The 23,622-nt window shown below is 61.5% G+C and carries 19 protein-coding genes; 4 read left to right on the top strand and 15 right to left on the bottom strand.

Annotated elements, in window-relative coordinates; translation table 11 throughout:
* Positions 1-4: 4 nt before the first annotated feature.
* From NKI10_RS25645 to NKI10_RS25655, 3 genes are all read right to left on the bottom strand, one after another.
* Positions 5-1,378 carry a hypothetical protein gene (locus NKI10_RS25645; RefSeq protein ID WP_031196757.1) on the bottom strand — a complete coding sequence of 458 codons (1,374 nt, stop codon included), beginning with the start codon at positions 1,376-1,378 and terminating at the stop codon, positions 5-7.
* Entirely contained in the window at positions 1,378-1,896 is a 519-nt protein-coding gene (locus NKI10_RS25650) for a GNAT family N-acetyltransferase (protein ID WP_023698122.1), read from the bottom strand. Before NKI10_RS25650 ends, NKI10_RS25645 begins: the two co-directional genes overlap by 1 nt.
* A gap of 136 nt (positions 1,897-2,032) precedes the next feature.
* The gene (locus NKI10_RS25655) at positions 2,033-2,854 is read right to left on the bottom strand and encodes a hypothetical protein (RefSeq protein WP_023706798.1); all 822 of its coding nucleotides are present in this window, start codon (positions 2,852-2,854) and stop codon (positions 2,033-2,035) included.
* Between the two features lie 298 nt (positions 2,855-3,152).
* Here NKI10_RS25655 and NKI10_RS25660 point away from each other — a divergent pair, with 298 nt between their 5' ends.
* Positions 3,153-4,568, top strand: coding sequence for an adenylate/guanylate cyclase domain-containing protein (locus tag NKI10_RS25660; protein ID WP_023698120.1), 1,416 nt, complete (start codon positions 3,153-3,155; stop codon positions 4,566-4,568).
* Between the two features lie 15 nt (positions 4,569-4,583).
* Here NKI10_RS25660 and NKI10_RS25665 read toward each other — a convergent pair whose 3' ends face one another.
* The 7 genes from NKI10_RS25665 to NKI10_RS25695 form a co-directional block, all read right to left on the bottom strand.
* Positions 4,584-5,063 carry a class I SAM-dependent methyltransferase gene (locus tag NKI10_RS25665; protein WP_023672134.1) on the bottom strand — a complete coding sequence of 160 codons (480 nt, stop codon included), beginning with the start codon at positions 5,061-5,063 and terminating at the stop codon, positions 4,584-4,586.
* Positions 5,064-5,273: 210 nt separating this feature from the next.
* Positions 5,274-6,455 (bottom strand): ABC transporter permease, encoded by a 1,182-nt coding sequence (locus tag NKI10_RS25670; RefSeq protein ID WP_023702557.1) that lies wholly within the window; start codon positions 6,453-6,455, stop codon positions 5,274-5,276.
* The gene (locus NKI10_RS25675) at positions 6,452-7,450 is read right to left on the bottom strand and encodes an ABC transporter permease (protein WP_023672136.1); all 999 of its coding nucleotides are present in this window, start codon (positions 7,448-7,450) and stop codon (positions 6,452-6,454) included. Before NKI10_RS25675 ends, NKI10_RS25670 begins: the two co-directional genes overlap by 4 nt.
* Positions 7,451-7,452: 2 nt before the next feature.
* Entirely contained in the window at positions 7,453-9,351 is a 1,899-nt protein-coding gene (locus NKI10_RS25680) for an ABC transporter substrate-binding protein (protein ID WP_023736728.1), read from the bottom strand.
* Positions 9,348-11,243 carry an ABC transporter ATP-binding protein gene (locus NKI10_RS25685; protein WP_023736727.1) on the bottom strand — a complete coding sequence of 632 codons (1,896 nt, stop codon included), beginning with the start codon at positions 11,241-11,243 and terminating at the stop codon, positions 9,348-9,350. Before NKI10_RS25685 ends, NKI10_RS25680 begins: the two co-directional genes overlap by 4 nt.
* A gap of 152 nt (positions 11,244-11,395) precedes the next feature.
* Positions 11,396-12,736 (bottom strand): adenylate/guanylate cyclase domain-containing protein, encoded by a 1,341-nt coding sequence (locus tag NKI10_RS25690; protein WP_023672139.1) that lies wholly within the window; start codon positions 12,734-12,736, stop codon positions 11,396-11,398.
* A gap of 303 nt (positions 12,737-13,039) precedes the next feature.
* A complete protein-coding gene (locus NKI10_RS25695; protein ID WP_352862238.1) occupies positions 13,040-14,218 on the bottom strand; it encodes a DUF3095 domain-containing protein in 1,179 nt (392 codons plus the stop codon).
* Positions 14,219-14,292: 74 nt separating this feature from the next.
* On the opposite strand from NKI10_RS25695, the gene NKI10_RS25700 reads away from it, so the two are divergent.
* Both NKI10_RS25700 and NKI10_RS25705 read left to right on the top strand, forming a co-directional pair.
* Positions 14,293-15,381: a glycosyltransferase family 4 protein gene (locus NKI10_RS25700; RefSeq protein ID WP_352862239.1), complete on the top strand. Its 1,089-nt coding sequence runs from the start codon at positions 14,293-14,295 to the stop codon at positions 15,379-15,381.
* Positions 15,378-16,136, top strand: a complete 759-nt coding sequence (locus NKI10_RS25705; protein WP_352862240.1) for a polysaccharide deacetylase family protein — start codon at positions 15,378-15,380, stop codon at positions 16,134-16,136. Before NKI10_RS25700 ends, NKI10_RS25705 begins: the two co-directional genes overlap by 4 nt.
* A gap of 1 nt (position 16,137) precedes the next feature.
* Here the strand turns inward: NKI10_RS25705 and NKI10_RS25710 are convergent, their stop codons facing one another.
* The 3 genes from NKI10_RS25710 to NKI10_RS25720 all read right to left on the bottom strand — a co-directional run bounded on the left by NKI10_RS25710 (position 16,138) and on the right by NKI10_RS25720 (position 20,317).
* Entirely contained in the window at positions 16,138-16,989 is an 852-nt protein-coding gene (locus NKI10_RS25710) for an MBL fold metallo-hydrolase (protein ID WP_352862241.1), read from the bottom strand.
* 111 nt (positions 16,990-17,100) lie between these two features.
* On the bottom strand, positions 17,101-17,568 hold the full coding sequence (locus NKI10_RS25715; protein ID WP_023672144.1) for a cyclic nucleotide-binding domain-containing protein: 468 nt from the start codon (positions 17,566-17,568) through the stop codon (positions 17,101-17,103).
* A 34-nt stretch (positions 17,569-17,602) separates the two neighbouring features.
* Positions 17,603-20,317 carry an ABC transporter transmembrane domain-containing protein gene (locus NKI10_RS25720; protein WP_352862242.1) on the bottom strand — a complete coding sequence of 905 codons (2,715 nt, stop codon included), beginning with the start codon at positions 20,315-20,317 and terminating at the stop codon, positions 17,603-17,605.
* Between the two features lie 266 nt (positions 20,318-20,583).
* Between NKI10_RS25720 and NKI10_RS25725 the strand changes: the two genes are divergently transcribed.
* Entirely contained in the window at positions 20,584-21,255 is a 672-nt protein-coding gene (locus NKI10_RS25725) for a class I SAM-dependent methyltransferase (protein ID WP_352862263.1), read from the top strand.
* Here NKI10_RS25725 and NKI10_RS25730 read toward each other — a convergent pair.
* Positions 21,233-22,381 (bottom strand): glycosyltransferase family protein, encoded by a 1,149-nt coding sequence (locus tag NKI10_RS25730; protein WP_352862243.1) that lies wholly within the window; start codon positions 22,379-22,381, stop codon positions 21,233-21,235. The two genes, NKI10_RS25725 and NKI10_RS25730, sit on opposite strands and share 23 nt — an antisense overlap.
* Positions 22,378-23,622 (bottom strand): glycosyltransferase, encoded by a 1,245-nt coding sequence (locus tag NKI10_RS25735; RefSeq protein ID WP_352862244.1) that lies wholly within the window; start codon positions 23,620-23,622, stop codon positions 22,378-22,380. The genes NKI10_RS25730 and NKI10_RS25735 overlap by 4 nt, the downstream gene beginning before the upstream one ends.

Raw genomic sequence — 23,622 nt, forward strand, 5'->3', positions numbered from 1 at the left:
CGGATCAGAGGCCTGAGGCCCGGCCGATCTTGCGCCATCGGGCGTTTTCGCGAACCGGTTTCAGGTCATCGGTCGTCTCGGCAAATGTCCGCAACCGGTATTGCCGCAGCAGGTCGGGGAACAGCGCCCCTTCCGGCAGTCCGGCAAGCTGCTCGCGGACCGAGATTTGTTCATCGATGACCCGCATGCCCCAGGCATTTTCCCGAACCTGCAGCTCGGCGGCCAGATCGCGCTCTTCTGGCGCGTTTTCATCAAGCGCAGCCAGCAGGATCGAGTGAAAAAGCGCGACATAGCCAATCTGTCTCAGGCCGCCCACAACCCGCACGCGCGGCAATATGGCAAGGGCAAGGAACATCAGGAACAAGTCCGGCAAAAGCATGCCGTCCAGCAGTGCCTGCTGGAGATGCGGCCGCTCGAACGGGATGGAAAGACCATGCGGCCTGTCAGGCTCGATCAGCCGCCCGTTCTCGAGGACGAGCTTGCGCACGCGCTGCTCGCGGATGCCCCAGAAATAGGCCGTGGCATTGGGCAGGAACCTGCCAAATGGGCCCGATGCGGCTTCTTGCAAGGCATGGTCGAGACGCCGGCGCCTTGCGGGCTCGAGGAGCAGCCTGGAAAGAAGACTGCCTTCATCTTCCAGATGCCGCGCCACGACAGTCGCGGCCAGCCTATCATCGATGAAAACCGGCCGGGCCATGCCGGAACGATCCCAATCGGCGACCAGATGCTCGTTGAGTTCTGTCAGCGCATCGGCGGCTGTTGCAAACACCTTGTCCTGGCTGGCAAGCAGCGTGCCCAGCCAGCTTCTGGCATCCGTCTCATTGCCCACCGTTTCGAGCGCGCGCCCGTTGAGGGTGACGGGACCGGCCGCGCAGGCGCTTTTGCGGCACAGTTTGTGGCGCCCCATGCCAAACAAATTGACCTTGTCGTCGCCGACATCGAGCCATCCCGGCCCCTCCCGGCCGGTTGTCTCCATGGTCATGGTCGTTCCCATGAAGCCGAAAAAAGCCGACAGCCCGTTTTCGACCGCGCCGAGCCAGGCAAGCAGCAGGGCATCGAAGGTGATGCGATCCATCAGAAGCAGGCAGTGCAGGCCGGACTGGATAACCGGTCTGTGGTCGAATTCGTCGAGGGCCTTGCCGATCGCTTCAGGCTGCATGATCGCACCGAGGCGCTGCTGCAGGACGTCGCGCAGGATCGAGCGGGCAGCGATCGACGGGGCCGATCCAGGCCTTGCCACCGGCCGCCACAGATGGCGGGCGTAATCGGAAACCGGTGCATTCCAGTTCTGCTCGATGTCACGCACGACCTCCGGGCAGAGCAGCGACAGCACGGCCAAAATGTCCACCGGAGGGGCAAGGGCAGGGACGGTGGTCATCAGAACCGCAGCCGGGCCATGCTCAGGAGGTCGTGGTACTGCCCGTCGGTAAAACCGGCCTTCACATGCCGGCCTTCGACCTCGAAGCCGTGGCTTGTGTAGAGACGGATGGCCGGTTCGTTGTCGGCATAGACGCTCAATTCGACCCGCTTCAGGGCGCGCCAATTGTCGGCCACGTCGAGCAGCGCGCCAAGGATGGCAGAGCCGATGCCTCTGCCGACAAAGCCATCGTCGAGGCCGATATTGATCTCGCCGATATGCGAGCGGCGCGGCGAACCCTGCGCGACCAGGCTGCCGTGGCCGACAACCTTGCCGTCCAACTCGGCAACGATCCAGGTGGTTTCCGGGCCGGACTTGGCGATGCGCCGCTCCACCTGCTCCACCATCTCGAACGGCATCCTGAGCGTGCCCCAGCGGAAGCCCGGCATATTGAAGATAGCGCAAAGCGCCTCGGCATCGCTTGGCCGGACGGCCCGGAGCTGCGGCTGGATTTTCTCTAGGGGTGGCGTGCTGGTCATGGCTTTTCCGGCTACAGCAATTCCAGGAAAAGTGTGAGCGGTTTTCCGTCCGGAATTGCGTCAGAACAAAGGACAGAGGCAATATGCCCGGAACGATGCACCGGACGTCACCTGAAAATCCAGCCGTCTCTGCGACCTATGCCGATTGCGCGGCAAAATGCCGGGGGGCGGCGTAGAGTTTGAGGATACCGCTGACGCCGATCCAGCCGAAAAGGGCGAGCCAGCACAATGTCCCGGCCGCCGTCCAGTCGATCCGGTGCACGGCGGCGTCGGTGATGACGAGGCCAAGGACGGCAAGCAGGCCAACCAGAAACTGCGCCAGGCCGAGCACCAGCAATTCCTCACGCGGCGCACTTCTCCAGACGAGATAGGTGCCGCCTGCACCCGCGAGGAAGATGGCGCTGTAGACCTGGGCGTGAAAAGCATCGATCGGCCATGGCCAGAAGCCACCGAATGTCAGGGGAAACAGCAACAGGCCGACGCCGTAGGCCCCGAGGATCGTCATTTCCACCGGTAGGTAGGCGCGCCATGCGGGGTTCAAGATCACGCCTTTTGCAGAAGGGCGGGCCCTTGCCCGCCACAGGAACAGCCCGGATACCGCGGCTGACGCAAGATAGACCAGAAACCAGAGCCAGGGGGCTTTGCGCTCGAAGTTGAAATAACCGAGATTGATGAACGAAGCCGCCGACACGATGACGGTGAAGATGAAGGCCATGACCAGCACGAGCCTGCCGGGCGACCAGCGATTCCAGACCAGCAGCGCCGCCATCACTGCCATTTCGGCGGTGTAGAAGCCGCCGAGGAAGCGGGCATTGAACGGCGTGACGGCCCAGGGCCAGCGCGGCTTGACCAGCGCAGGCGCGAAAAACAGGCCGGCCCCGACGATCAGGACGATGATGACCCCCGCCGAGAAAAGGCGCAGGGCCGCCGGAAATGGCGGGTTGTCGCGTGTCGGCATGGAGAAAACCCCAGAGATGAATGCCCCATGGGCTATCATAGTTTGGAATTCAACAAATGGAAATTGACCTGTCACCAGGCTTGTCCATTCGAATGGCCGTCCGGTCCGTTTAGCAGTATGATGGAGCGTTCGGGTCGAAGATCGGTCCGGCCAACACGCCTAGAGCCGGATGATTTCAGGTCTGTCCGACCTGAAATCTGAATCCGCCTCTGAATCAGGAAGAGCATGATGTCGTCCGAAAACCGCTTCACACCTTTCGGCATCATGCTCTAGCGGCGCAATTTCCGGAGCCTGCACGATGACCGAAGCTCAGGATCTGTTCTCGCTTCTGCGGCAATCGACCGATGTCGATCCGCAGGCAATCGACGCAATCCGGCAAACCATCGCCGAGGGCAAGGACCGCGAACTTTGCCGCATCAATGCGCTGGCCTTCGCCAGCAAGCATGGCCTCGACGAGGAACGCACCATAAGCGCCTTTCTCCATGCAGCGCGGGTGGGCATCTTCGACATTTCCTGGAATGTTCTGTGCCCCGGCTGTGGCGGCGTGCTCGACACCAACGCCACGCTGAAAACCATGCAGAAGGACGAATACACCTGCGCGCTGTGCTCCCAGGGCTATTCGCCGACCCTCGACGAGATGGTCGAGGTGACATTCACCGTCAGTCCCCGCGTGCGCAGGATTGCCGCCCACAATCCACACGAACTGCCGTTGGTGGAATATTACCGCCAGATCTACTGGGCGTCCGGGGCCGATCTGCCGGACGAGGATCTGGCGGAAAAGATGGAAGCGTTCTCGCTGGAAGATATCGAGCTTGCGCCCGGTGAAAAGGCGGTTCTGCACATCCAGCTTCCGCCCCAATTCATCATCATCTTCGAGCCGGTCACGCATTCGGCCCAGTTCATCGACGCGAAGGGCGAACCGGCAAAAGAGCGGCGAAACCTCTCTCTGGCCTTCGACCGCGACCATGTCCAGAGCCAGACGCTGGAGATGCAACCCGGCCCATTGCGCATTTCGCTGGAAAACAGGACCGACACGCGCGTGCTGCCGACGGTCTTCATCGCCTGCCCGGTATTGCATGATTTCCTGGGCAAGCGCCGGCCCTTCGTGACCGCCAAGCGCCTGCTCACCAACCAGACGTTCCGGGATCTCTATCGCACGGATACGCTCGATATCAACCAGCGCCTGAAGATCACCAGCCTGACCTTCCTGTTCACCGATCTGCGCGGATCGACCGAGCTTTACGAGCGGGTGGGCGATCTTTCAGCCTTCGATCTCGTGCGCGAGCATTTCCAGGTTCTGCACGAGATCGTCGCGGCGGAGGCAGGCGCGGTTGTGAAGACGATCGGCGATGCGGTGATGGCGACCTTCGCGACGCCTGACCGTGCGATTGCCGCGGCGCTGCGGATGCGCGACGCCATGCGGGCGCTCAATGACAAAAGCGGGCGCGAGGACCTTCTGCTCAAGATCGGTGTTCATGCCGGCCCCTGCATAGCCGTGTCCATGAACGAGCGGCAGGATTATTTCGGCCAGACGGTCAACATTGCTTCGCGGGTCCAGAACCTCGCCAACGCACAGGCGATCTTCGCCACGCGTGCGGTGGTCGACGATAATCTCACCGCCGATCTGTTGCACAGGAACGCGCTGACGCCCGTGCCGCACGAGGTCTCGCTGCGCGGCATCGAGCGGGAGATTGCGGTTTATACGATCCCCTGAAGAGTTCTCTACCGCTCACACGCGCTTGCAGAGGAAATAACGGTCGGCGGGCTCCGAAGTGGGCGCCGGGAGGTGTTGCAGCAGCGGGTGATCGAGCGGCGTGCCACTGACCGCGAAGCCGCCGACGCGAAGCAGGCTCGCAATCAGATCGGGAAGCCAGGTAGCGGTCACTGCATCGCGATCGTCATAGCCGGTGCCAATGTCGGCATGAACAAGGGCGGCTTCGATGCCAATGAACTTGCGGCCCGTCTCGCGTATTTCGCCGAGCACGAGGTTTTCAGCTTCGGGAATTGAGCTAGTGTGCGCGCCAACTTCGCGGTCGAACACCACGATCCGGCGCCCGGGCAGAAGCTCGCGCAGATGGTGGAATGTCCGGCCATTGCCGAGGCCGAGCTCAAGCACAAGCCCCTCCATCTTCGCCACCTCGGGGCAGATTCGATTGAGAATGTCGCGCTGCGCGGTCATCCTGCTGATGAAATTATCGAGGCGACTCATATGCGATTGTGTGTCCTGAACCAGATCAAGAGATCGGTAACGCCCGCGACAAGAACTGTTCACGGGTGAATCCCGAAGCTGACGCGCTAAGCTCGATTGCGAGTCGGCACATATAGGGGCGGACAATAAACAGTGCAACAACCGTACAGGAGGCCGGCAAGCGACATTCCGGGTGGCGTCGGCGGCACTATGCGTGGCGGAATGGCGATCTCACTTGTAGGGGTCCGCGGCGTCCCGCAAGCCGTCGCCGAGGAAGTTGAACGCCATGATGACGAGGATGACGGGCAGCATCGGCAAAAGCAGCCATGGATAGAACGCGATCACGCTGACGCTGCGCGCCTCGGTGAGCAGGATGCCCCAGCTGGTGATCGGCGCTCTCAGGCCGAGCCCGAGGAAGCTCAGCGCCGTTTCGCCCAGGATCATGCCAGGGATGGAGAGCGTCGCCGTCGCGATCAGATGCGACATGAAGCCGGGAATGAGATGCCGCCTGATGATGCGGCTGCTTCCGGCGCCCATCAATTGCGCCGCCAGAACGTAATCCTCCTCGCGCAAGGCCAGAAGCTTTGAACGCACGGCGCGCGCCAGTCCGGTCCAGTCGAGCAGCCCGAGGATGACGGTGATGCCGAAATAGATCAGGATCGGACTCCAGGTTATCGGCATGATCGCCGCCAGGGCCAGCCATAGCGGAATGCTGGGAATCGATTGCAGGACTTCGATTATCCGTTGGACGATCAGGTCGAAGATACCGCCGTGATAGCCGGCCAGTCCGCCGATGACGATGCCGAGCAGGAAGCTGAAACTGATGCCGACGAGGCCGATAGTCAGTGAAATGCGTGCGCCATAGATCATGCGCGAGAGCACGTCGCGCCCCAGCCTGTCGGTGCCGGCCAGAAACAGTTGCCCGTTTTCGGCAGGACAGACAAAATGCCTGTCACCTTCGATCAGGCCCCAGAACCGATAAGTGTCGCCCTGGCAGAAGAAACGGAGCCGCTGAACGTCGTCATGGTTCTCGATGTAGTTCCGCTTGAGCGTGTCCATATCCAGCGTCATCTGGCGGCCATAGACGAACGGCCCGACGAACTCGCCATTGTGGAACAGGTGCACGTGCTGCGGCGGCGCATAGATGTAGTCCATGTTGCGCGAGTGCAGATTGTAGGGCGCCAGGAACTCGCAGATAAGTATCCCGGAATACAGCACTGCCAGGAATATGCCGGATATAAGCGCAAGCCGGTGTTTGCGGAATTTCCACCACATCAGCCGCAACTGCGATGCCTGAAAGACCTTCGATTGCTCCGGCGTCATCGCCTCGACCGACTGCAGGTCGAAGGGCGCGCCGGAAATGTAGTGTTGCAGTGGAGCACCCGGAGCGGGCAGCGGCGAGTCCTGCTTCATTTGGTGCTGCCACCCTGCAAACGAATTCGTGGATCAAGCAGCGCCAGCGCCAGGTCGGAAATCAGCACGCCGATAACCGTCAGGAAGGCAAGGAACATCAGGAATGACCCTGCCAGATACATATCCTGGCTTTGCAGCGCCTTGATCAGCATCGGCCCGGTCGTTTCCAAAGACAAAACGATAGCCGTGATCTCAGCGCCGGAGATGATGGCCGGCAGGATCGAGCCGATGTCGGAAATGAAGAAATTGAGCGCCATGCGCAGCGGATATTTGACCAGCGCCTTGAACGGATGCAGGCCCTTGGCGCGCGCCGTAACGACATATTGCTTGTGCAGTTCGTCGAGCAGATTGGCGCGCAGCCGCCGGATCATGCTCGCCGTGCCGCCGGTGCCGATGATCAAGACCGGGATCCAGAGATGGGCGAGGATCGACTTCGCCTTGGCCCAGCTCATCGGCTCGCCGAGATATTGCTGGTCCATGAGGTGGCCGATGGACGTGCCGAACCAGATGTTGGCGAAATACATCAGGATCAGCGCCAGCATGAAATTCGGAATGGCAAGGCCGAGAAGGCCGAAGAAAGTCAGGCCGTAGTCGCCCCAGCTGTATTGATGCGTGGCGGAGTACATGCCTATCGGAAAGGCGATGAGCCAGGTGAAGATGATCGTGACGAAGGAAACCAGCACGGTCAGCCACATTCGGTCGCCGACGACGTCGCGAACCGGCAGCTCATATTCGAAGGAATAGCCGAAATCGCCGTGCAGCATCCCGCCCACCCAGTAGAAGTAGCGAATGACCGGCGGCTGGTCGAAACCATATTCCTTGCGCATCATCTGGATGCGGTCGGAATCCACCGCTTCGCCCTGGGCCCGAAGCTCGGCGACATAGCTGTCGAAATAGTCGCCCGGCGGAAGTTCGATGATGGTGAACACAAGCGCCGATATGACCAGCAGCGTTGGAACCATCACGGCGATGCGCCAGACAAGATATCGAAGCACGCTCAGGAGCCTCCAAGCCAGAATGTGTCCGGCATGTAGACACCGAAATAGGAGGTCGGGTCGTAGCCGTAGAGTGCTTTGTCAGGCAGGTTGCGCAGCCGCGAGGATACCAGAATCGGCTGAAGTGTTTCGTTCACCGTACCGATAGAGAACACCTGATCGGTGTAGATCGACAGCATCGAGTTCCAGATTTCGGCGCGCTCGCTGGATTGGGTCGATCCGTTCCAGCGCTTGAGCAAAGCCATCAACTCGACCACTTCAGGAACATCGGGCGCCTCACCCATCTTGCCATGCGACAGATAGTAAGCGCCCCAGAGCGGCCATTGCAGCTGGTCGTCGATGGTGGGGGCCAACTGGTATGGATTCATGTCGGCGGTCGGCACGCCATTGTCGATGCCCGACGACATCGACATCAGGATCTGGCCGCCCAGCGCGCGGCTGCGGAAGATGTCGCGCTGCGAAGTCCGGATGAACAAAGCGATGCCGATCTTGCGCCAGTGATCAGTGATGAGTTCGAGCGCATCAGTTTCCAGCGTGCTTTCGCCGGCCGTTTCCACGATGATCTGCGCCGGGCGTCCATCGGGAAGTAGCCGCAGGCCGTCATCGTCACGGGCCTGAAGGCCGACCTCGTCAAGCAGGGCATTGGCCTGGTCGGGATCGTGGGCGACCCAGGCTTTCGCGAATTCCGGCCGGTAGAGCGGGCTCTCCGGCAAGACCGTGTCGGCGCTTTCCTGCGCCAATCCGTAGAACACGGCCATGTTGATCTCGCGCCGGTCCACAGCGAGCGAAAGGGCGCGGCGCACGCGCACGTCACGCAAAAGGCCACGCCACACCGGGTCGGCACAATTCAGATTGGGCATCAGCGCCAGGCGCGAACCCTGTGTGCGTTTCCACAGATGCATCTTCACCGGGTAGCGCTTCTCCGCGTCCTTCAGGAAGGAGTAATCGCTGAAGTCGATTCCCATGCATTGCAGGTCGCTCTCGCCCGCACCGGTCTTGGCGGAGATGATCGCCGACGAGCTGACATTCATGATGATCCGGTCGACATAGGGCAGTTGCCGGCCGTTCTCGTCTGTTCGATGAAAGAACGGGTTGCGCTCGAAGATGAACTGCTCGGCCGGCGGCTTGGTCCGGTTCTGCCAGGGGTCGAGTGTCGGCAGATCCGGGTTCTCCGGGCGATACTGCCGCGACATGCGGATGTGCAGGAGCGTCCATTTTGCGGTCCGGTTCTCCTTCATCAGGCCGGCGAGCCGGAATGGATCCTGATATTTCTTGTGGAACTGCTTGAGATAGGCGGCCGGCAAAACAAGCGGTGTCGGCGAAGCAGCGGCAAGCTTGGGCAGGAAGTCGGGATTGGGCGCATCCCAACTGTAGCGCACCGTCAACGGATCGACGATCTCGAAACGTGGCGGCTTGCCGTCCGCCAGCAGGGCAGGGGCGAGCCCGCCCTGCGAAAGCTCCTCGTTCAGCCACACATCTTCCCAGCAATAACGAAAATCCTCCGGCGTCAGCAGGCTGCCGTCTGACCATTTATGGCCTTCCCGAATCTTGAACGTGAAGACGCGATCATCCTTTACGTCGAAGCTTTCGAGAATGTCGGCTTGAAAGTTAAGCTTTTCGTCATAGCCGACCAGCCGGGAATACCCGTAGATCGTCATCATCCGGATATCTTTCTGGCTGCCGATGATCGTACGCAGCGTGCCGCCATACTGGCCGGGCTGCCGGCCCATCGCGGCGAGGTTCAACGCGCGCGGGCTTTTGGGCAGGCGCTCCGCGAGTGGCGGCAGAGCCCTGGCTTTCAGCTGCGGCTGAAGAAAATCCGGCTCCAGATCGCCGGCGCGCGCCGTGCCCGGCAGAAATGCCGAAGCCATGAGACCAAGGACAGTGCGGCGGCTGATCAATGGCGTAACTCGCTGACATCGGCCGAACGTCGGGCCAGCACGAGATGGCCGCCGCCGAGATCGAGCGGCGACAGCATATCCTCTTCGCCCTCGTCGCGGAATTGCGGGCCCCATGCGCTGGTGTCGGAAGCGCCGCCGAGCTTCAGCGTCTTGAAATCCATCGGCCGGTCGAGATCGGGGAAGGGGACTGCGGCGAGCAGTGAGCGCGTGTAGGGGTGGATCGGTTTCCTGAGCAGAATTTCGCGCGGTGCAAGCTCGACGATACGCCCGCCGCACATCACCGCGATGCGGTCCGCCATGTAGTCCACCACCGCCAGATTGTGGGATATGAACAGGTAGGTCAGGCCCAGTTCCTTCTGCAGGTCCTTCAGAAGGTTCAGGATCTGCGCCTGCACGGAGACATCGAGCGCCGAAACCGGCTCGTCGCAGATCAGCAGTTCAGGCCCCAGCGCCAACGCGCGCGCGATGCCGATACGCTGACGCTGCCCGCCGGAGAAGCTGTGGGGATAACGCTGGATGAAGCGCGGATCGAGCCCGATTGCCTGCATCAGGCTCTTGACCGTGGCTAGCCGGGACGCGGCATTGCCACGTTGATGGATTTCCAGCGGCTCGCTCAAGATGTTTTCCACGGTCATGCGAGGCGAAAGCGACGAGACCGGATCCTGGAAAACCATCTGGAGTTTCGCCCGCAGCAAGCGCAGGGCGTCTCCCTCGGCTTCCAGGACGTCGATCGGTCCGTCGCGGCCGTTGAAGATCACGGAGCCGCCGGTAGGGGTGACGGCCCGCATCAGGATCTTGCTGACGGTGGTTTTGCCGCAGCCGCTTTCGCCAACCAGGCCCAGGCACTCACCTCGCCTGATGTCGAAGCTGACGCCGTCCACGGCGCGAACAGAGATCTGATGGCTCCCGCTGAACCATCCGGAGTTGCGGATGGTGTAGACCTTTTTCAGATCCCTGACCGACAGCAGAATGTCGTCCGGCCCCTTCGCTTCCGGCGCCGTCTGCTTGCCCAGCAGGGTCCCGACATTCACCGGCACCTCGCGGAGCGCCTTCAGCCTTTCGCCAGGCTTCAGGTCGAAATGCGGGACGGCTGCCATGAGGCCCTTCAGGTAAGGGTGGCCTGGCCGGCGGAATATTGCCTCCACAGGGCCCGCTTCCATGATCTCGCCATGGTACATGACCACCACCTCGTCGGCGACATTGGCAACCACCCCGAGGTCGTGCGTGATCAGCAGCATTGCCATGTTGAGCTTGGTCTGAAGCCCGCGCAGCAATTGCAGGATTTGCGCCTGGATGGTGACGTCCAACGCCGTCGTCGGCTCATCGGCGATCAACAGAGCGGGCCGGCAGATAAGCGCCATGGCGATCATGGCGCGTTGCCGCAATCCTCCCGAAAGTTCGAACGGATACATGTCGTAGGCGCGCTTGGGATTGGGGAACCCGACGAGGCCGAGCATTTCCTCGGTCCGTGCCTTGCGCTCCGTCCGATCCATGTGCGTATGAATCTGCAGGGATTCGCTGACCTGGTTGCCGATCGTGTGCAGCGGCGACAGCGATGTCATCGGCTCCTGAAAGATCTTGCCGATGCGGCTGCCTCTCAACGCCCGGATTTCGGGTCCGTCGCGCGGCATCTGCAGGATATCCTGCGTCGTGCCGGGCTTTTTGGGATCGGAAAACAGGATACGGCCGCGAACATGGGCCGTGTTCGGCAAGATGCCCATCACGGCCTGGCTGAGAACCGATTTTCCGGAACCGGACTCACCGACAAGTGCGGTGACCTTGCCGGGCAGGACGCGAAGATTTGCCCGCCTGACGGCATGCAACGGTCCCCCGACAATGGCAAAAGAGATGCCAACATCCTCGATCCGCAGCAGATCAACGCCTGCATCCATTCCCACACCAGCCCCAATCTGGCGCCTCCCGACCGGCCCCAAAAAAGCAAGACTAGCGCATTGTCAGCGCAGAGCAACTTGGATTCGAAACGAATTCCCCGGCGACCGGCGGCCGGACAGCATACCAGGGCGTCCAGATCGGATGGTGGTGACTACTGGAGCTTCCTCCGGTCGCCCGCCGACAGCCGCGCGGCATCGCGATGAAGCAGCATGACCTGCTCGGCGTCCGATATCCGATCGTGAAACGGCTGCAGCGCAGCGTCTTCATCGAGTGCGAGAGCACCCGACAGATCGGGTGAAAGCACCGTCAGCTTCTGCTTGCTGCCCGCCAGTTCCTCCTCGCCGAGCGTCAGCCAACTGTTGGCCCCGCAATAGCCGGCGAAGTCCTTGCTGGCGAGAACGCTGTGCGGATATTTCTTGGTCAGGGTCTGGAGACGCTGGACCTCGTTTACAGCCGAGCCGAAGACCGAGAATGTGAGTCGGTCGGTAAGCCCGACATTGCCGAACATCACATTGCCGACATGCAGGCCGATACCAAATTTTATGTCGCCCAGTCCTTGCTCTTTTCTGCGCAGATTGAGCTCCATCATGCGCATGCTGGCCTTGTGCGCAGCCGCAAGAGCAGCCTGGCAGGCGATCTCTGACTGCGCGCGGTGCCTTTCGCAGGGGTAGACGGCAATGAATCCATCCCCCAGGAAACTCATGATCTGCCCGCCTTTGCGATTGAATGGTGCTGCGATGGCATCGAAAAACTGGTTCAGCGTATCGATATAGACTTCGCGGCCGGAGGTTTCGGCGAGCCTTGTCGACCCGCGCATATCGCCCATCACCAGCGCGGCCCGGATTGTGTCGCCCTCGCCGCGCTTGATCTGGCCGTCCAGCACGCGCCTGCCGGCGTCACCGCCGAGATACGTGGTCATCATGTTGTCGGCGAGCTTGGTGAGCACCGCCATCTTGCTTGCTATGGCGAGATGGTTCTGGATCCGCAGCAGCGCCGAAATCATGCTGTCGCTGAAGCCTGAAGCACTGTCGGTGGACCAGGACCCCAACATGCCCTGACTTGTATCGCCATTGAAGGGATGGACGAAAGCCATGTAATCGGTGACGCCCATAAGCCTGAGCTCATCGAAAACAGGAAACTCCGACCGCACCGACGGGTCGAGCCGGCGCCGCAGATGGTCGAGCTTGTTGCTGAGCAGATGGTAGTATGGGCTGGTTAGGAATCTGTCGGAATGGACGCCGTTCTCACTCCGGAAGCCTTCCACTTCCAGGCCTTGGCCGCGAATCCAGGTGAAACCGAGCGCGTCATAAAGCGGATGCAGCATCGAAAAGCTCAAATGCACCCGCTTCAGCGGCAGGCCGGCAGCAGCCAGCCGTTCACAAAAACCCTTGACCAATGTTTCCAGGTCGTCGCCCGCCAGCGCCGATTGGGTCAGCCAATCGGCAACCTTATCCATGAGAATGTTGGAAATTTCTGCTTGCGCTGTGCTCATGCTATCTCGAAACCCGTCGAAGACGAGCCATCTCCTTTGATCCGCAAAATTCTCGAAGTCAATGAAGCCGGCTTCGGGGGCAGAAGCCGGCGAAGAATATCCCGAATGACTGTCCTTGCAGGAAGCAAGCAGACGTCGACCGCACAAATCACCTGCAACACTATGTGGCGAGGCTGCCGGCGAAGTGCAATCCCGATCCTGACATCGCGCAAATAATCGGTCGGCTCAGGCACCGTTGGCCTCGCCGGGTCCCAAGAACCATGGCCGCGGCGCATTGCGGAAAATCGATTCCCCAAGCCGTCATCAGACCGGCGCCTTCGCCTTCAGGCTTGCGGCAGCCATTGCATAGCCGCCGGCGGCGCCATCGATGAAGTGAACATGATCGCGCTGCAGCGGCGAGATGACGAGGCATGTCATCAAGGCCGACTTCTGGCGGTGCAGGCCATAGTTGCAGATGCCGGCCTCTTCCGCTTGTTTCAGCCGGTTCTCGATCCGCTGCAACACATCCGCGTCGACGTCGATGGTCATCTTCAAGCCGTCGTCGAACTTGCGGAAATCCGAATTGCTGGCCACCTCGCGCTTGTAGACCTTCGGATCGAAACCGCCGATCGTCCAGCCCAATTTGTCGGTGACGGCCGTAAGCGTCATCAGGAAGATCACCCACAGCTTGGCCAGCCACCGCCGCCCCGGCGGCGCCGTGGCCCGTGCCTCGACATCGAGACCGGCGGGCAAGAGACTATAGGCCGGACCGTCCACCGGCACCGGGTGGCCATCGCGCTCCTGCCTGCCGGCAAGGGCGATGATGTCGGAAGCCAGAAACTGGAAACTACGCAAGTCGCGCGATGCCCCCGGCACGGCTATGATGGAGACAATTTCGCCATGCCGGGCTTCGATCGGGTTCCAGCGGCAGGAGAGGCCGGTCAGATCCGGCCGCGCGCCGGCCGGGGCGGGGTCGACGCGGTAGCGCCCGGCTTTCATTTCGGCTTCCGCCCAACTGCCGCCACCGCCGGCGAACATGGCATAGAAGGCTGCTTCGGAGGCCTGGAACCTCGCCACGCGAACGTCGAGGCCTTGCGCTCTTATGTCCTTTATCGGCACGATTGCGGCACGCAAGGTCAGGTCCAGTTCGTCCGCCACCCATCTCTGGACAGAAGCCAGCGCGTTACGGGCGATCTCCAGCGCCGAGCCGGGAAACGCCACGAGCGCGCCGTCGCCGCCGAAGACGAAGGGAAGATCTTGCCGGCCGAGTGCATTGAGCAGCGCCGAAATGACGCTGGCGCCGGCCATATTGACGGTTTTGTAGCGCCCGGCTTCGATCGCCTTGGTCGAGCCGACGATGTCGGCGGTGGCCAGCGCCCAGCCATCGGGGAGAGGCCGATAGTTATCGATATCGGCAACGCTTTCGAACTTTGCGAAGACCGGCAAAGAAGCGACGAACGGGTCGGACGCGACTGCTGTTTCCATAAGCATCAGATAGCACATTCCAGCGCTTGAAGGTGAAGTCGATCATGCCTCGAAATTGACTTGGGCAGGCTTTACGATGATAGGATCGCGCGATGCGAATTGCCTTCTACGCCCCGCTGAAGTCGCCCAATCATCCCGTTGTCTCCGGCGACCGCCAGATGGCACGGATGCTGGTCCAGGCGCTGCAGCATGGCGGGCATAGCGTCGAACTGGCATCGGAGTTGCGCTTCTATCTACGCCAGCCGGAACCGAAAAGTTTCGATGCGCTCATGATCGAGGCCCGGGACGAAGCCGCGCGACTGACAAGGCTTTGGGACCGTGACGGCAAGCCCGATCTCTGGTTCTCCTATCACCCCTACTACAAGGCGCCCGACCTGATCGGGCCCGAGCTGGCGTTGGCCTTTGCTGTCCCCTATGTGACGGCCGAAGCCTCTTATTCCGAACGGCGCAACGCCGGTTCGTGGGCCGATAGCCAGGCATTGGTGGCGCGAGCCATCGAACAGGCGGCGCTGAACATCTGCTTCACGCAAAGGGATCGCCAGGGGCTGGCGGATGCTGTTCCCCACGCCGCTCTCGGTATGCTTTTACCCTTCATCGACACATCGGCATTCCACGAAATGCCGGTACTGGATTATCCGACGCGCCTCGTGACCGTCGCCATGATGCGCCCGGGCGACAAGGTCTTGAGCTATCGCATGCTGGCGCAGGCGCTCGGGTTGATCGGCCATCTCCCCTGGACGCTGTCGGTCGTCGGGGACGGACCTGCCCGTGACGAGGTAAAGGCGCAATTCGCCGGCTTGCCCGCCGACCGTATCGAATGGCTTGGCGCGATTGAGCCGGCCGCCGTGCCGGATGTCCTTTATCGCGGGGGAATCTACGTCTGGCCGGGTTACGGCGAGGCCTATGGCATTGCCTATCTTGAAGCACAGGCCGCCGGCCTTCCGGTGGTGGCTCAGGACATTGCCGGCGTGCCGGAGGTCGTGCGGCATGGCCAGACCGGGCTTCTCACCCCGGCGGGCGATCTGGCGGCGTTCGCTTCCGCAATTGCAAGGCTTCTGGCCAATAATGACGAAAGAACCATCATGGCTGCAGAGGCCAGACGTTTCGTTCTCGAAGAACGCTCTCTCGGTGCTGCAAAGGCCCGTCTGGCGGAACTTCTCAAGATGATCCCGTTGTCATGACATCCGACCCGATTTGGCAGCCCCTGGTGGACGAGCTGGCGCACCGGCAACGGGCGGGCCGCAAGGCAGAGTTCTGGCTGCGCGACGATGACGCCGTGGATCCTACGCCGGCGCTCGATCGGTTGCTCGACCTCACCGGTGACTTCGCGGTTCCGGTCACTCTGGCCGTCATTCCGGCCCAGACCGACGGGAAGCTTGTCGTCCGGCTTGACGCGGCGCCGCATGCCACGGTTGTCATTCATGGCTGGGCGCACCGAAATCATGCGCCCGAGGGTCAAAAAAAGCAGGAGCTCGGCGCGCATCGGCCACGCGAGGTGGTGCTGAATGAGCTGGCCGGCGGCCTGTCGCGCGTAACCGGCCTGCACGGCGCACGTGCGGTTCCGATGCTGGTGCCGCCCTGGAACCGGATCGACGCCGGCCTGGTACCCGACCTCCGATCGATAGGATTTGCGGCATTGTCGGTGTTCGGGCCGCCAAGGCCGGCTTCCCTGGCGGTCATCAACAGCAATGTCGACATCATGGATTGGCATGGCACGCGCGGCTGCCGCGATCATGGTCTGTTGGTTCAGGCCATCGTCGCGCAATTGCAGCGTGCATTCGACGGCGGCGAACCGGCCGGCCTGCTCACCCACCATCTCGTCCATGATGAATCGGCCTGGCTTTTCCTCGAACGGCTGTTCACGATCACCGCGCGGGCAGAAGCCTGCGCATGGCTTCCGATCAGCACACTGACAGAACGCAGCGCCGGAAAATAGCTCAGCGCTTTTTGTGCAAGACTGGAAATGTGAGCGTCTGGCCATCCCGCGCCGCAAAAGCGCCGGCAAACCTGTCTTTGGCCAGTTTCTCCATCTCGTCCAGCTCATCGTCGGTGCGTGCCGGATCGTGGTGAAACAGCGCAAGCCCGCGCGCGCCGGCCGCCTCGCAGAGCTTGACGCCCTGTTGCCATGTCGAGTGCCCGTTGCCGCGGTAGCGCTCCATTTCCTCTTCGGTGTAGGTGCAATCGTAGATGACGAGGTCGGCATTCTCGATCAGGCCGAGCACCGCCGGATCGAGTTTGCCCGGCTCGTGCTCGGTGTCTGTGATGACCGCCACGACGCGGCCACCCCATTCGACCCGGTAGCCGATGCAGCCGCCCGGATGGAGAAGACTACCGGTCCGCACAACAACTCCTTCGCGCGGCCGAAGCACGTCTCCGGATGCGAAATCGCGGCAGTCGAGGCTCGCCTTGCAGACACCGAGTGTCACCGGAAACCATGGCGGCCGAATGAATTCATCGACCATCTGCCGCGTCGTCATGCGTCCAGCCAGATGCCCGGACCAAAGCGTAACTTTGATGCCTCGTTCATAAATAGGCTTGAAAGCCGGCAGCCCGATGACGTGGTCGTAGTGGCAATGGGTGAAAAACAGGTCGAAATCGGTGACGCCCGCCGCCCGAAGCGTCCTGCCGGCAGGCCGCAAGCCGGAGCCCGCGTCGAACAGAAGCGTATGCTTGCCGCATTGCATCTCGATGCAGATCGTGTTGCCGCCATAGCGAGCAAATTCTGGCCCCGACACCGCAATGCTGCCGCGCACGCCCCAAAACCTGACAAGGAAGAAATCGTCGTCCATGCACCCTTTCGCCCATCGTAGCCAACCAACTGCTGCCAGAGTCGTTCCAGGAAAGGTGTGACACGGTTCCGGAAACTGCATCAAAACAAAGAAACAGAGCGGCTCGCCGCTTCAGTGCAACTGTGAATCGCTCTCGGCCGTTCGTGCGTCGATCAGGTCCGCGGTCGTACTGCTTAGCCTATCGGCAAGAACCCGCAATATCTCGATGGTCATTTCGGGAAACTCCTTCATAAGCCTCAGGAAATGGTCCTTGCGGATTCTCAAGGCCTCCAGCTCACTTGCCGCTTTGACGGTGGCAGTACGGGAGCTGTTGCACAATATGGCAATCTCGCCAACGATCGAATTTGGCAGCAATTCGGCAACTTTGATCGGCCCATTGTCGGAATCGACCAGAATATCCGCGCTGCCCGAAAGGATGACATAGGCGGCGTCTGCCTCGTCGCCCTGCCGGAAAAGAATCTGGCCGGCACTGTAGTTCACGCGATCGGACGTGAACGCGAGCAGCTTGAGCTTTGTCGGCTCGATGCCAGAGAACAAGGGAACGCGTTGCAGCATTCCAACTTCATCCTTGAGCAGCATTGTCGCAAACCTTCCTGAATTCGCGTTTGCCAGACTATGACACAAGTTCCTTGAAGATACCGTTTCCCGCCAAGAGTGTCTCGTGTGTTCCGTCTTCCACCAATTGGCCTGAGTCAAAGACCACAACCCGATCGAACATCGCCGCCATTGCCGGATTCGTCACCACCCACACTATTGCCGGCGAATGGCCGTCGCGTCTGGCTTCGTCGAGCACATTCCGCAACACCTTGTCCTGCACGCGCTGGTCGAGCGCCGACAGCGGCCGATTGAGAATGAGGAAATCGGGACGCTTGAGCAAGGCGCGGGCAACATCGAGCTTCTGTCGCTGTCCGCCGGTCAGCCGCCTGCCGGCGGCGCCGACGTTGAAGTCCAGGCCGACATCCAGAAGCTCGGCATAAAGCCCCAGTTCGTCAAGAATATCATAGACGATGGAGCGAATGCGGTCCGGCGCGTCGGGATGGTTGTTGCCGACACGCCCGAACAGGACGTTGTCCATGACGGTGGCCGCGGCGATGTATTTGGCAGGGTCAAACCGTTCGACAGCTTTCTCCAGCTCGGCCGGCAGGTTTTCATAGAACTGGTTGCGTGCAGCGATGATCTTGCTCATCAGCTCGTCGGTCAACAGGCCGAAGCGATGCCGGGGCTCGATATAGGCAAAGCTTAAGGTGACCATCATGGCGCGGTCGTTCTCCGAAACCGCATCGTAGGGGCGATTCTTGAGCCGTTGCAGCAAGGTTTCGTAGGCGGGTATCTCCTCGGCGCTCATGAAGGCGAGCTGCTGGAAGAACTGGTGTTCGGGCGGCAGGTCGGCAAACAGCTCGATCGCCTGTTCGGCGATCTCCATGCCCATTTCGTAGAGCGTGCGGTCGAGGCCGGCTTGCTTCAGGACGGAAGCAAAATAGGGATTGGACGCCAGTGCCTTGTGAGCCAGTTCGGGGCCGGCCGCGGCGCCGAAGAGCAGGTTCTGGCCGATCGTCGCTTCCTTGTTGTAGGCGCCCGGTTCAAAAGGAACCACCAGCGCGCTCAGGCCTTCTTCCTCCAACCGGGTTCGCAGCGCCGCACGCAATTCGACGATCCGCTCGGCAAGCTTCGTGTGGCGCTTGAGGTCGGCCGAAGAGCGCAAGCCAAGATCCAGAATGTCGCGCGACAGAAGAACCGCGTCGAGCACCCGGCGCACGGCTTCGAAGAGGTCGTGCGGGCCGGTGGCGCCGGCGGAGGCATAGTTGATCCAGTCGCTGCGGATATCGAGATCCGGATTGCCCGACCGGCGCGCCTCGTCGATGTTCCAACGGTGCTGGTCCGCCGCGGCGCCGTCATATGTCACCGATGTCAGCGGCGCATGCTTCAACCCGTAGAGCAAATTGTCGCGCAGGCTTGCCTGGAACAGGAAAACATCCGACGAAGCGTAGGACATGCGCCGGCCGGTCACGGCTTCGGGGAGATCGAGCAAGTCATCGGAGCCCGAAACGATCCTTCCGCTATCCGGCCAGGTCAGCCGCGCAAAGGCTTCCGCAAGCGCCTCCGCTCCCCCTGTTGCGGTGCTGACCAGCGCCACCGTCTCACCCGGCTTGACCTCGAGCGAGATGCGATTGAGGAGCATTGCGCCGCCATCGTCGGCTATCGACAGGCTGATCGCCGACAGCGGCTTGGTCATCGGATCGGGATCGTCGATCGTCAGTGCTCCGATTTCCGGCGCGATGATATTCTCGACGGTGAACTGTTCGACGACCTGCTGATATTTGACTTGGACATCCTGCCGGTCCTGATCCCAGTCGATCAGTTCCTTCATCGGTCCGGGCAAGTCCTTGTAGGCGCCAATCACGGCCACGAGCTGGCCGACATCCAGCCGCCCCTGGATGACCAGATAGCCACCGATCATGTAGAACAGAAAGGGCGTGAGCTGCGCGAGAAAATTGTTGAGGAACTTTACCATGAATTTCCATTGGTAAAGATCGAAGCGGATTTTGAAGATGAGCCCGAGCCGGGCTGCTATGTCGGCGCGCTCGTAGTTCGACGTATCGTGGACGTGAACCGCGCCGATGCCGTCGACGATTTCGCCAACCCGGCCTGAAAGCGCGCGCGCCGTCAACTGCCGCTGGCGCCCCAGCACGAGCAGCCGCCGCCGCATTCGCGGGATAAGCACAATTTGGATCGCCACGATCACGACCGCTATCATTCCGAGCCAGACGTTCTGGACCATGATGAACAGCATGGCCGTCAGCGCCTGGCCGCCGAGCAGCACCGGCTGCAGGAAGGCATCGCCAATGAAGCCGCCCAGCGGCTCCACCTCGTCCTTCACCATGGTCGCCACTTCGGCGGATTTCACCCGCTTGAAGTAAATCGGCGGAAACCGCAGCACACGATCGACCAGATCGAAACGAATACGCCGCAGCATGCGTTCGCCGAGCCGGCCCTTGTAAGTGTTGATGTAGAGCTTGAACAAGCCGTTGATGACGACCAGCAAGAGGAAAACAAGGCTGAGCGCAAGCAGCGTCGACGTGCGGTCCAGTTGAAAACCGGAGAAGAACTGAACCTCGCCGATGAACGGCAGGTTATAGTGCAACCTCATGAATGGCAGGGTCGCGCCCGGTTGCTCGAACCCCTTGCCCTGGATCGGGCCGTTGACGATCAGCTTCGGCAGGTCGAACGACATGAAATACGGGACCATCGAAAGCACGACGATCATCAATATCCAGAGCTGCTGCTTCCTGGTGTGCGTCCAGATATAGCGGGCTAGGCTGGTTTCCATATGCGATTGTCAGTTTGAAGGATGCGGAATGTAAAGGCACCTGCTGGCGAATGGTGTATCGGCCATGTCTTCGCTGCCAACGACCAGTTCGAAGCGGCAGCTGCGCGCCAGGCGGATGGGCGCCGATGGTCCGGACAAATTCAATCGGCCTCCTCCGGGCAATGGCGAAACGGCTTGCGGCACAGTCGCGTCCGCAAGTCGAACAGGCTTGCAAGAGGCAAGATTGCGTTGTGTCGCCCGAAATCCCAACATAGAAGACGAATATGATGGATGTCACGCAACCACGCAATGCCGGCATGGATGGGCATGAGCAAGTCCTGGACCTCACGCGGGGAATTGCCGCCTATGTCGACCACCCTCTCGTGGCCGGGCTGGCGCGCGTCATCGCCAAGCATCCGCAGGCCAATATCGCGAACGCCTTCAACCACAAGCAGGTCGCCTGCAAGATGTGGGCGCTCGACAGGCTGTTCGAAAGCTGCGGCGGCCGGTTCGAGCGCATATGGGTTCTGGGTGGATGGTACGGCGTATTGCCGGCGATGCTTTTCAACGACGCCCGCTTCGACATCGCGGCGATCGACAGCATCGACATCGATCCCGAAGTCGGCGCGGTCGCCCGGACACTCAACCGGCAAGCCGGCGACCGGTTTCAAGCGCTGACGGCAGATATGTACAAGCTCGACTATGCCGCCGCGCGGCCCGACCTGGTGGTCAATACGAGCTGCGAACACATAGCCGATCTCAGCGCCTGGCTTGCCCTGCTTCCGCAGGGCACGAATGTCCTGCTGCAATCGAACGATTATTTCAGCGAGCCGACGCACATCAACTGCGTGGCGTCACTTGCAGCCTTCGAAGCCATGGCGGCGCTGCGGCAGATCAGGTTCTCCGGCGAATTGCCGACAAAAAATTATACACGCTTCATGCTGATCGGAACTGTTTGAAGCGCTCGCGCAGGATTTGCGCCGAGCGCCGCGCCCCTTCCAGATCGAGGCGATGCGCGGTTGGCGGCGGTCCGGCAAGCGCCTGCTCGATCGCATGCGCCAGACCTTCAGGCGTCAGGTCCTGTTCCGTCAGCACCGTTGCAAGACCGAGCTCTTCGAGCATCAGAGCGCGACGCGTCTGCTCGGTTTCCCCGCCGGCTGCAAATGGAACGAGCAGCGAGCGACACCCCGCGCGCATGACATCGCAGACCGTGTTGTAACCCGCCTGCGAGACCGACAGGCGGGCGCCGGTCAGCAGGCTGGCGAAATCCTCGCGGAACCGGAAGATGGACAGGCGTGGGGAGGCATCGCGTGAAATCGCGTCAAACTCGTCCTTCGGCAGGTTTGGGCCGGTGATCAAACACCATGTCCAGGCGTTATCGGCATTTCGCGCCGCCGCGACGGTGGATCTGACAAGGCTCTTTCCGGCCGCCCCGCCGCCAACCGACACCAGAACGTCGAAGCGCTCTGAGGCCGCTTTCGCCGGCGGCGCGGCAACGAGCCCGGTGTAGGCGGCCTCGGCCCTGATCGCCCCAGCCAGCGGAAATGTCTTGTCGATGGTTGCGAAAGCCGGATCGCCATGGACCATGACAAGATCGAAATGCCTGTTGACGAGATCGACCGTTTCTTCGTTTCGGCTCGGCTTCACGCGCTCCTGAAGGATGTCGCGGACGGACGCCGCCAGCAGCGGTCTGGGCGATGTCGCTTCGATGGCCTCGATCAGTGGCAAGAGTTCGAAACGCATCTGCCGGCGTCCAAAGGGAAACGCCTCGATAATGACGATGTCGGGCCTGTAATTCCGGAAAGCCTGCAGCAGCATCTCTGAGCGCCGCGTCTTGAAATCATCGTCGACGGCTTTGCCCTGCAGGTCGACAAGTCCGGAAAACCCTTCGTCACCGGAGGTGACAGGCGGCAGGGTCACGGATTTTACACCCGATCCCGGAAATCCCGCGATCGGCGCTCCGCCGGTCACGACGGTGACGTCGAACCCGTCATCGACCAGAGCCGCCGCAATGCGGCTGGCGCGCGCGAGATGGCCGATGCCGAGCAGGTGCTGAACATAGAAGAAAGCGCGCAGCCGCTTCATTCGGCGGCCCGCCACTCCCGCTCGAACAGTTCCTTGAGCTGTCCAATGCCTGCCACATGGTCGAAATTGCTTCGCACGCGCCGCTCCGCGGCGTCGCCGAGGCGGGCGCGCAGGACGGGATCGCGGATCAGGCGCTCCAGCGCCTGTGCCAGTGCAGTCGGGTTTTCCGAGGGAATCAGCAGCCCGGTTTCATCCGACGATAAAAGCTCCGGCACGCCGGATATATCGGTCGACACGCAGGCAAGCCGCTGGCTGGCCGCCTCCACCAGAACATTCGGCAGGCCGTCCCGGTCGCCATCCGCGGTGATCCTGCAGGCCAAAGCGAAGATGTCGGCGCTGCGGTAGTGCTCAAGCACCTCCTCCTGCGCCAGCGCGCCTTTCCAGGAGACGCGCCCCTCCAGCCCGAGCCTTTGCGCCAGCGCCTTCAGCCGTTTCAGTTCCTCGCCGCCACCGATATGCTCGAAACACCACGCCAGATCGCCAGGCAAGAGGGCAAGAGCCTCTAGCAACGTATCATAGCCTTTCTTTTCAACGGCGCGTCCGACACTCAAGATCATGACCGGTTCGGCCGGCGCCGAGCCGTCACGCTGTTTTCGCGCCTCGCCGAAACTGCCGAAGCGGTCAAGGTCGAGCCCATGATAGCTCAGATGCACGGACGAACTGCCGTTGGCGAGTTTTTTCAGATGGTCGAAGCCGGTTTTCGTGCACGTGACCGTCCAGCGCGCCGAGGAAAGCTTGCCGGCCAGATCCCAGTCCGCCGACGTCCAGATGTCCTTGGCATGGGCTGAGCAGCTCCAGGGCAAGCCACGAAGCTGGCTGGCATAGCGCGTCACCGATGCCGGCGTGTGCGCGAAATGGGCATGCAGCCATCCCGCGTCTTGCGGCCATTCGGCGGCCAACACGAGCGCTTGCCCGAAGCGGCGCGCGCGATTGCGGGTAAAGTCGCGGCGGATATCGGCAGCGAGCGATTTGAGCGCGCGCCAGAAGCCAGGCCGCGGCAGACAGGCAAACAGCGACCGAAGCACGCGCAGCGGCTCTCTGTGCAGATATTCCGGCAGATAATGGACGGGGGCCTTGATCTCGTCATGCACGGGATGACGTTTTGCGTCGGTCGGCCGCCTGAGCGCGAAAAGTATCAGGTCGAACCCCGCACGCTCCAGACCGAGCAGCTCCTGCGCGATGAAGGTTTCCGACAGCCGCGGGTAGCCCTTCAGAACCACGACGATCTTGCGGTGTTGCAA

Source organism: Mesorhizobium sp. M0802 (genome assembly GCF_040320115.1).
GTDB lineage: Bacteria > Pseudomonadota > Alphaproteobacteria > Rhizobiales > Rhizobiaceae > Mesorhizobium.

Excerpts from the sequence above, each read along its gene's own strand:
- NKI10_RS25665 (WP_023672134.1), bottom strand. The coding sequence starts at position 5,063 with ATGAGTCGCCTCGATAATTTCATCAGCAGGATGACCGCGCAGCGCGAC.
- NKI10_RS25670 (WP_023702557.1), bottom strand. The coding sequence starts at position 6,455 with ATGAAGCAGGACTCGCCGCTGCCCGCTCCGGGTGCTCCACTGCAACAC.
- NKI10_RS25710 (WP_352862241.1), bottom strand. The coding sequence starts at position 16,989 with ATGGACGACGATTTCTTCCTTGTCAGGTTTTGGGGCGTGCGCGGCAGC.
- NKI10_RS25700 (WP_352862239.1), top strand. The coding sequence starts at position 14,293 with ATGCGAATTGCCTTCTACGCCCCGCTGAAGTCGCCCAATCATCCCGTT.
- NKI10_RS25660 (WP_023698120.1), top strand. The coding sequence starts at position 3,153 with ATGACCGAAGCTCAGGATCTGTTCTCGCTTCTGCGGCAATCGACCGAT.
- NKI10_RS25720 (WP_352862242.1), bottom strand. The coding sequence starts at position 20,317 with ATGGAAACCAGCCTAGCCCGCTATATCTGGACGCACACCAGGAAGCAG.
- NKI10_RS25690 (WP_023672139.1), bottom strand. The coding sequence starts at position 12,736 with ATGAGCACAGCGCAAGCAGAAATTTCCAACATTCTCATGGATAAGGTT.
- NKI10_RS25730 (WP_352862243.1), bottom strand. The coding sequence starts at position 22,381 with ATGAAGCGGCTGCGCGCTTTCTTCTATGTTCAGCACCTGCTCGGCATC.
- NKI10_RS25705 (WP_352862240.1), top strand. The coding sequence starts at position 15,378 with ATGACATCCGACCCGATTTGGCAGCCCCTGGTGGACGAGCTGGCGCAC.
- NKI10_RS25715 (WP_023672144.1), bottom strand. The coding sequence starts at position 17,568 with ATGCTGCTCAAGGATGAAGTTGGAATGCTGCAACGCGTTCCCTTGTTC.
- NKI10_RS25645 (WP_031196757.1), bottom strand. The coding sequence starts at position 1,378 with ATGACCACCGTCCCTGCCCTTGCCCCTCCGGTGGACATTTTGGCCGTG.
- NKI10_RS25725 (WP_352862263.1), top strand. The coding sequence starts at position 20,584 with ATGGATGTCACGCAACCACGCAATGCCGGCATGGATGGGCATGAGCAA.
- NKI10_RS25695 (WP_352862238.1), bottom strand. The coding sequence starts at position 14,218 with ATGTGCTATCTGATGCTTATGGAAACAGCAGTCGCGTCCGACCCGTTC.
- NKI10_RS25655 (WP_023706798.1), bottom strand. The coding sequence starts at position 2,854 with ATGCCGACACGCGACAACCCGCCATTTCCGGCGGCCCTGCGCCTTTTC.
- NKI10_RS25685 (WP_023736727.1), bottom strand. The coding sequence starts at position 11,243 with ATGGATGCAGGCGTTGATCTGCTGCGGATCGAGGATGTTGGCATCTCT.
- NKI10_RS25650 (WP_023698122.1), bottom strand. The coding sequence starts at position 1,896 with ATGACCAGCACGCCACCCCTAGAGAAAATCCAGCCGCAGCTCCGGGCC.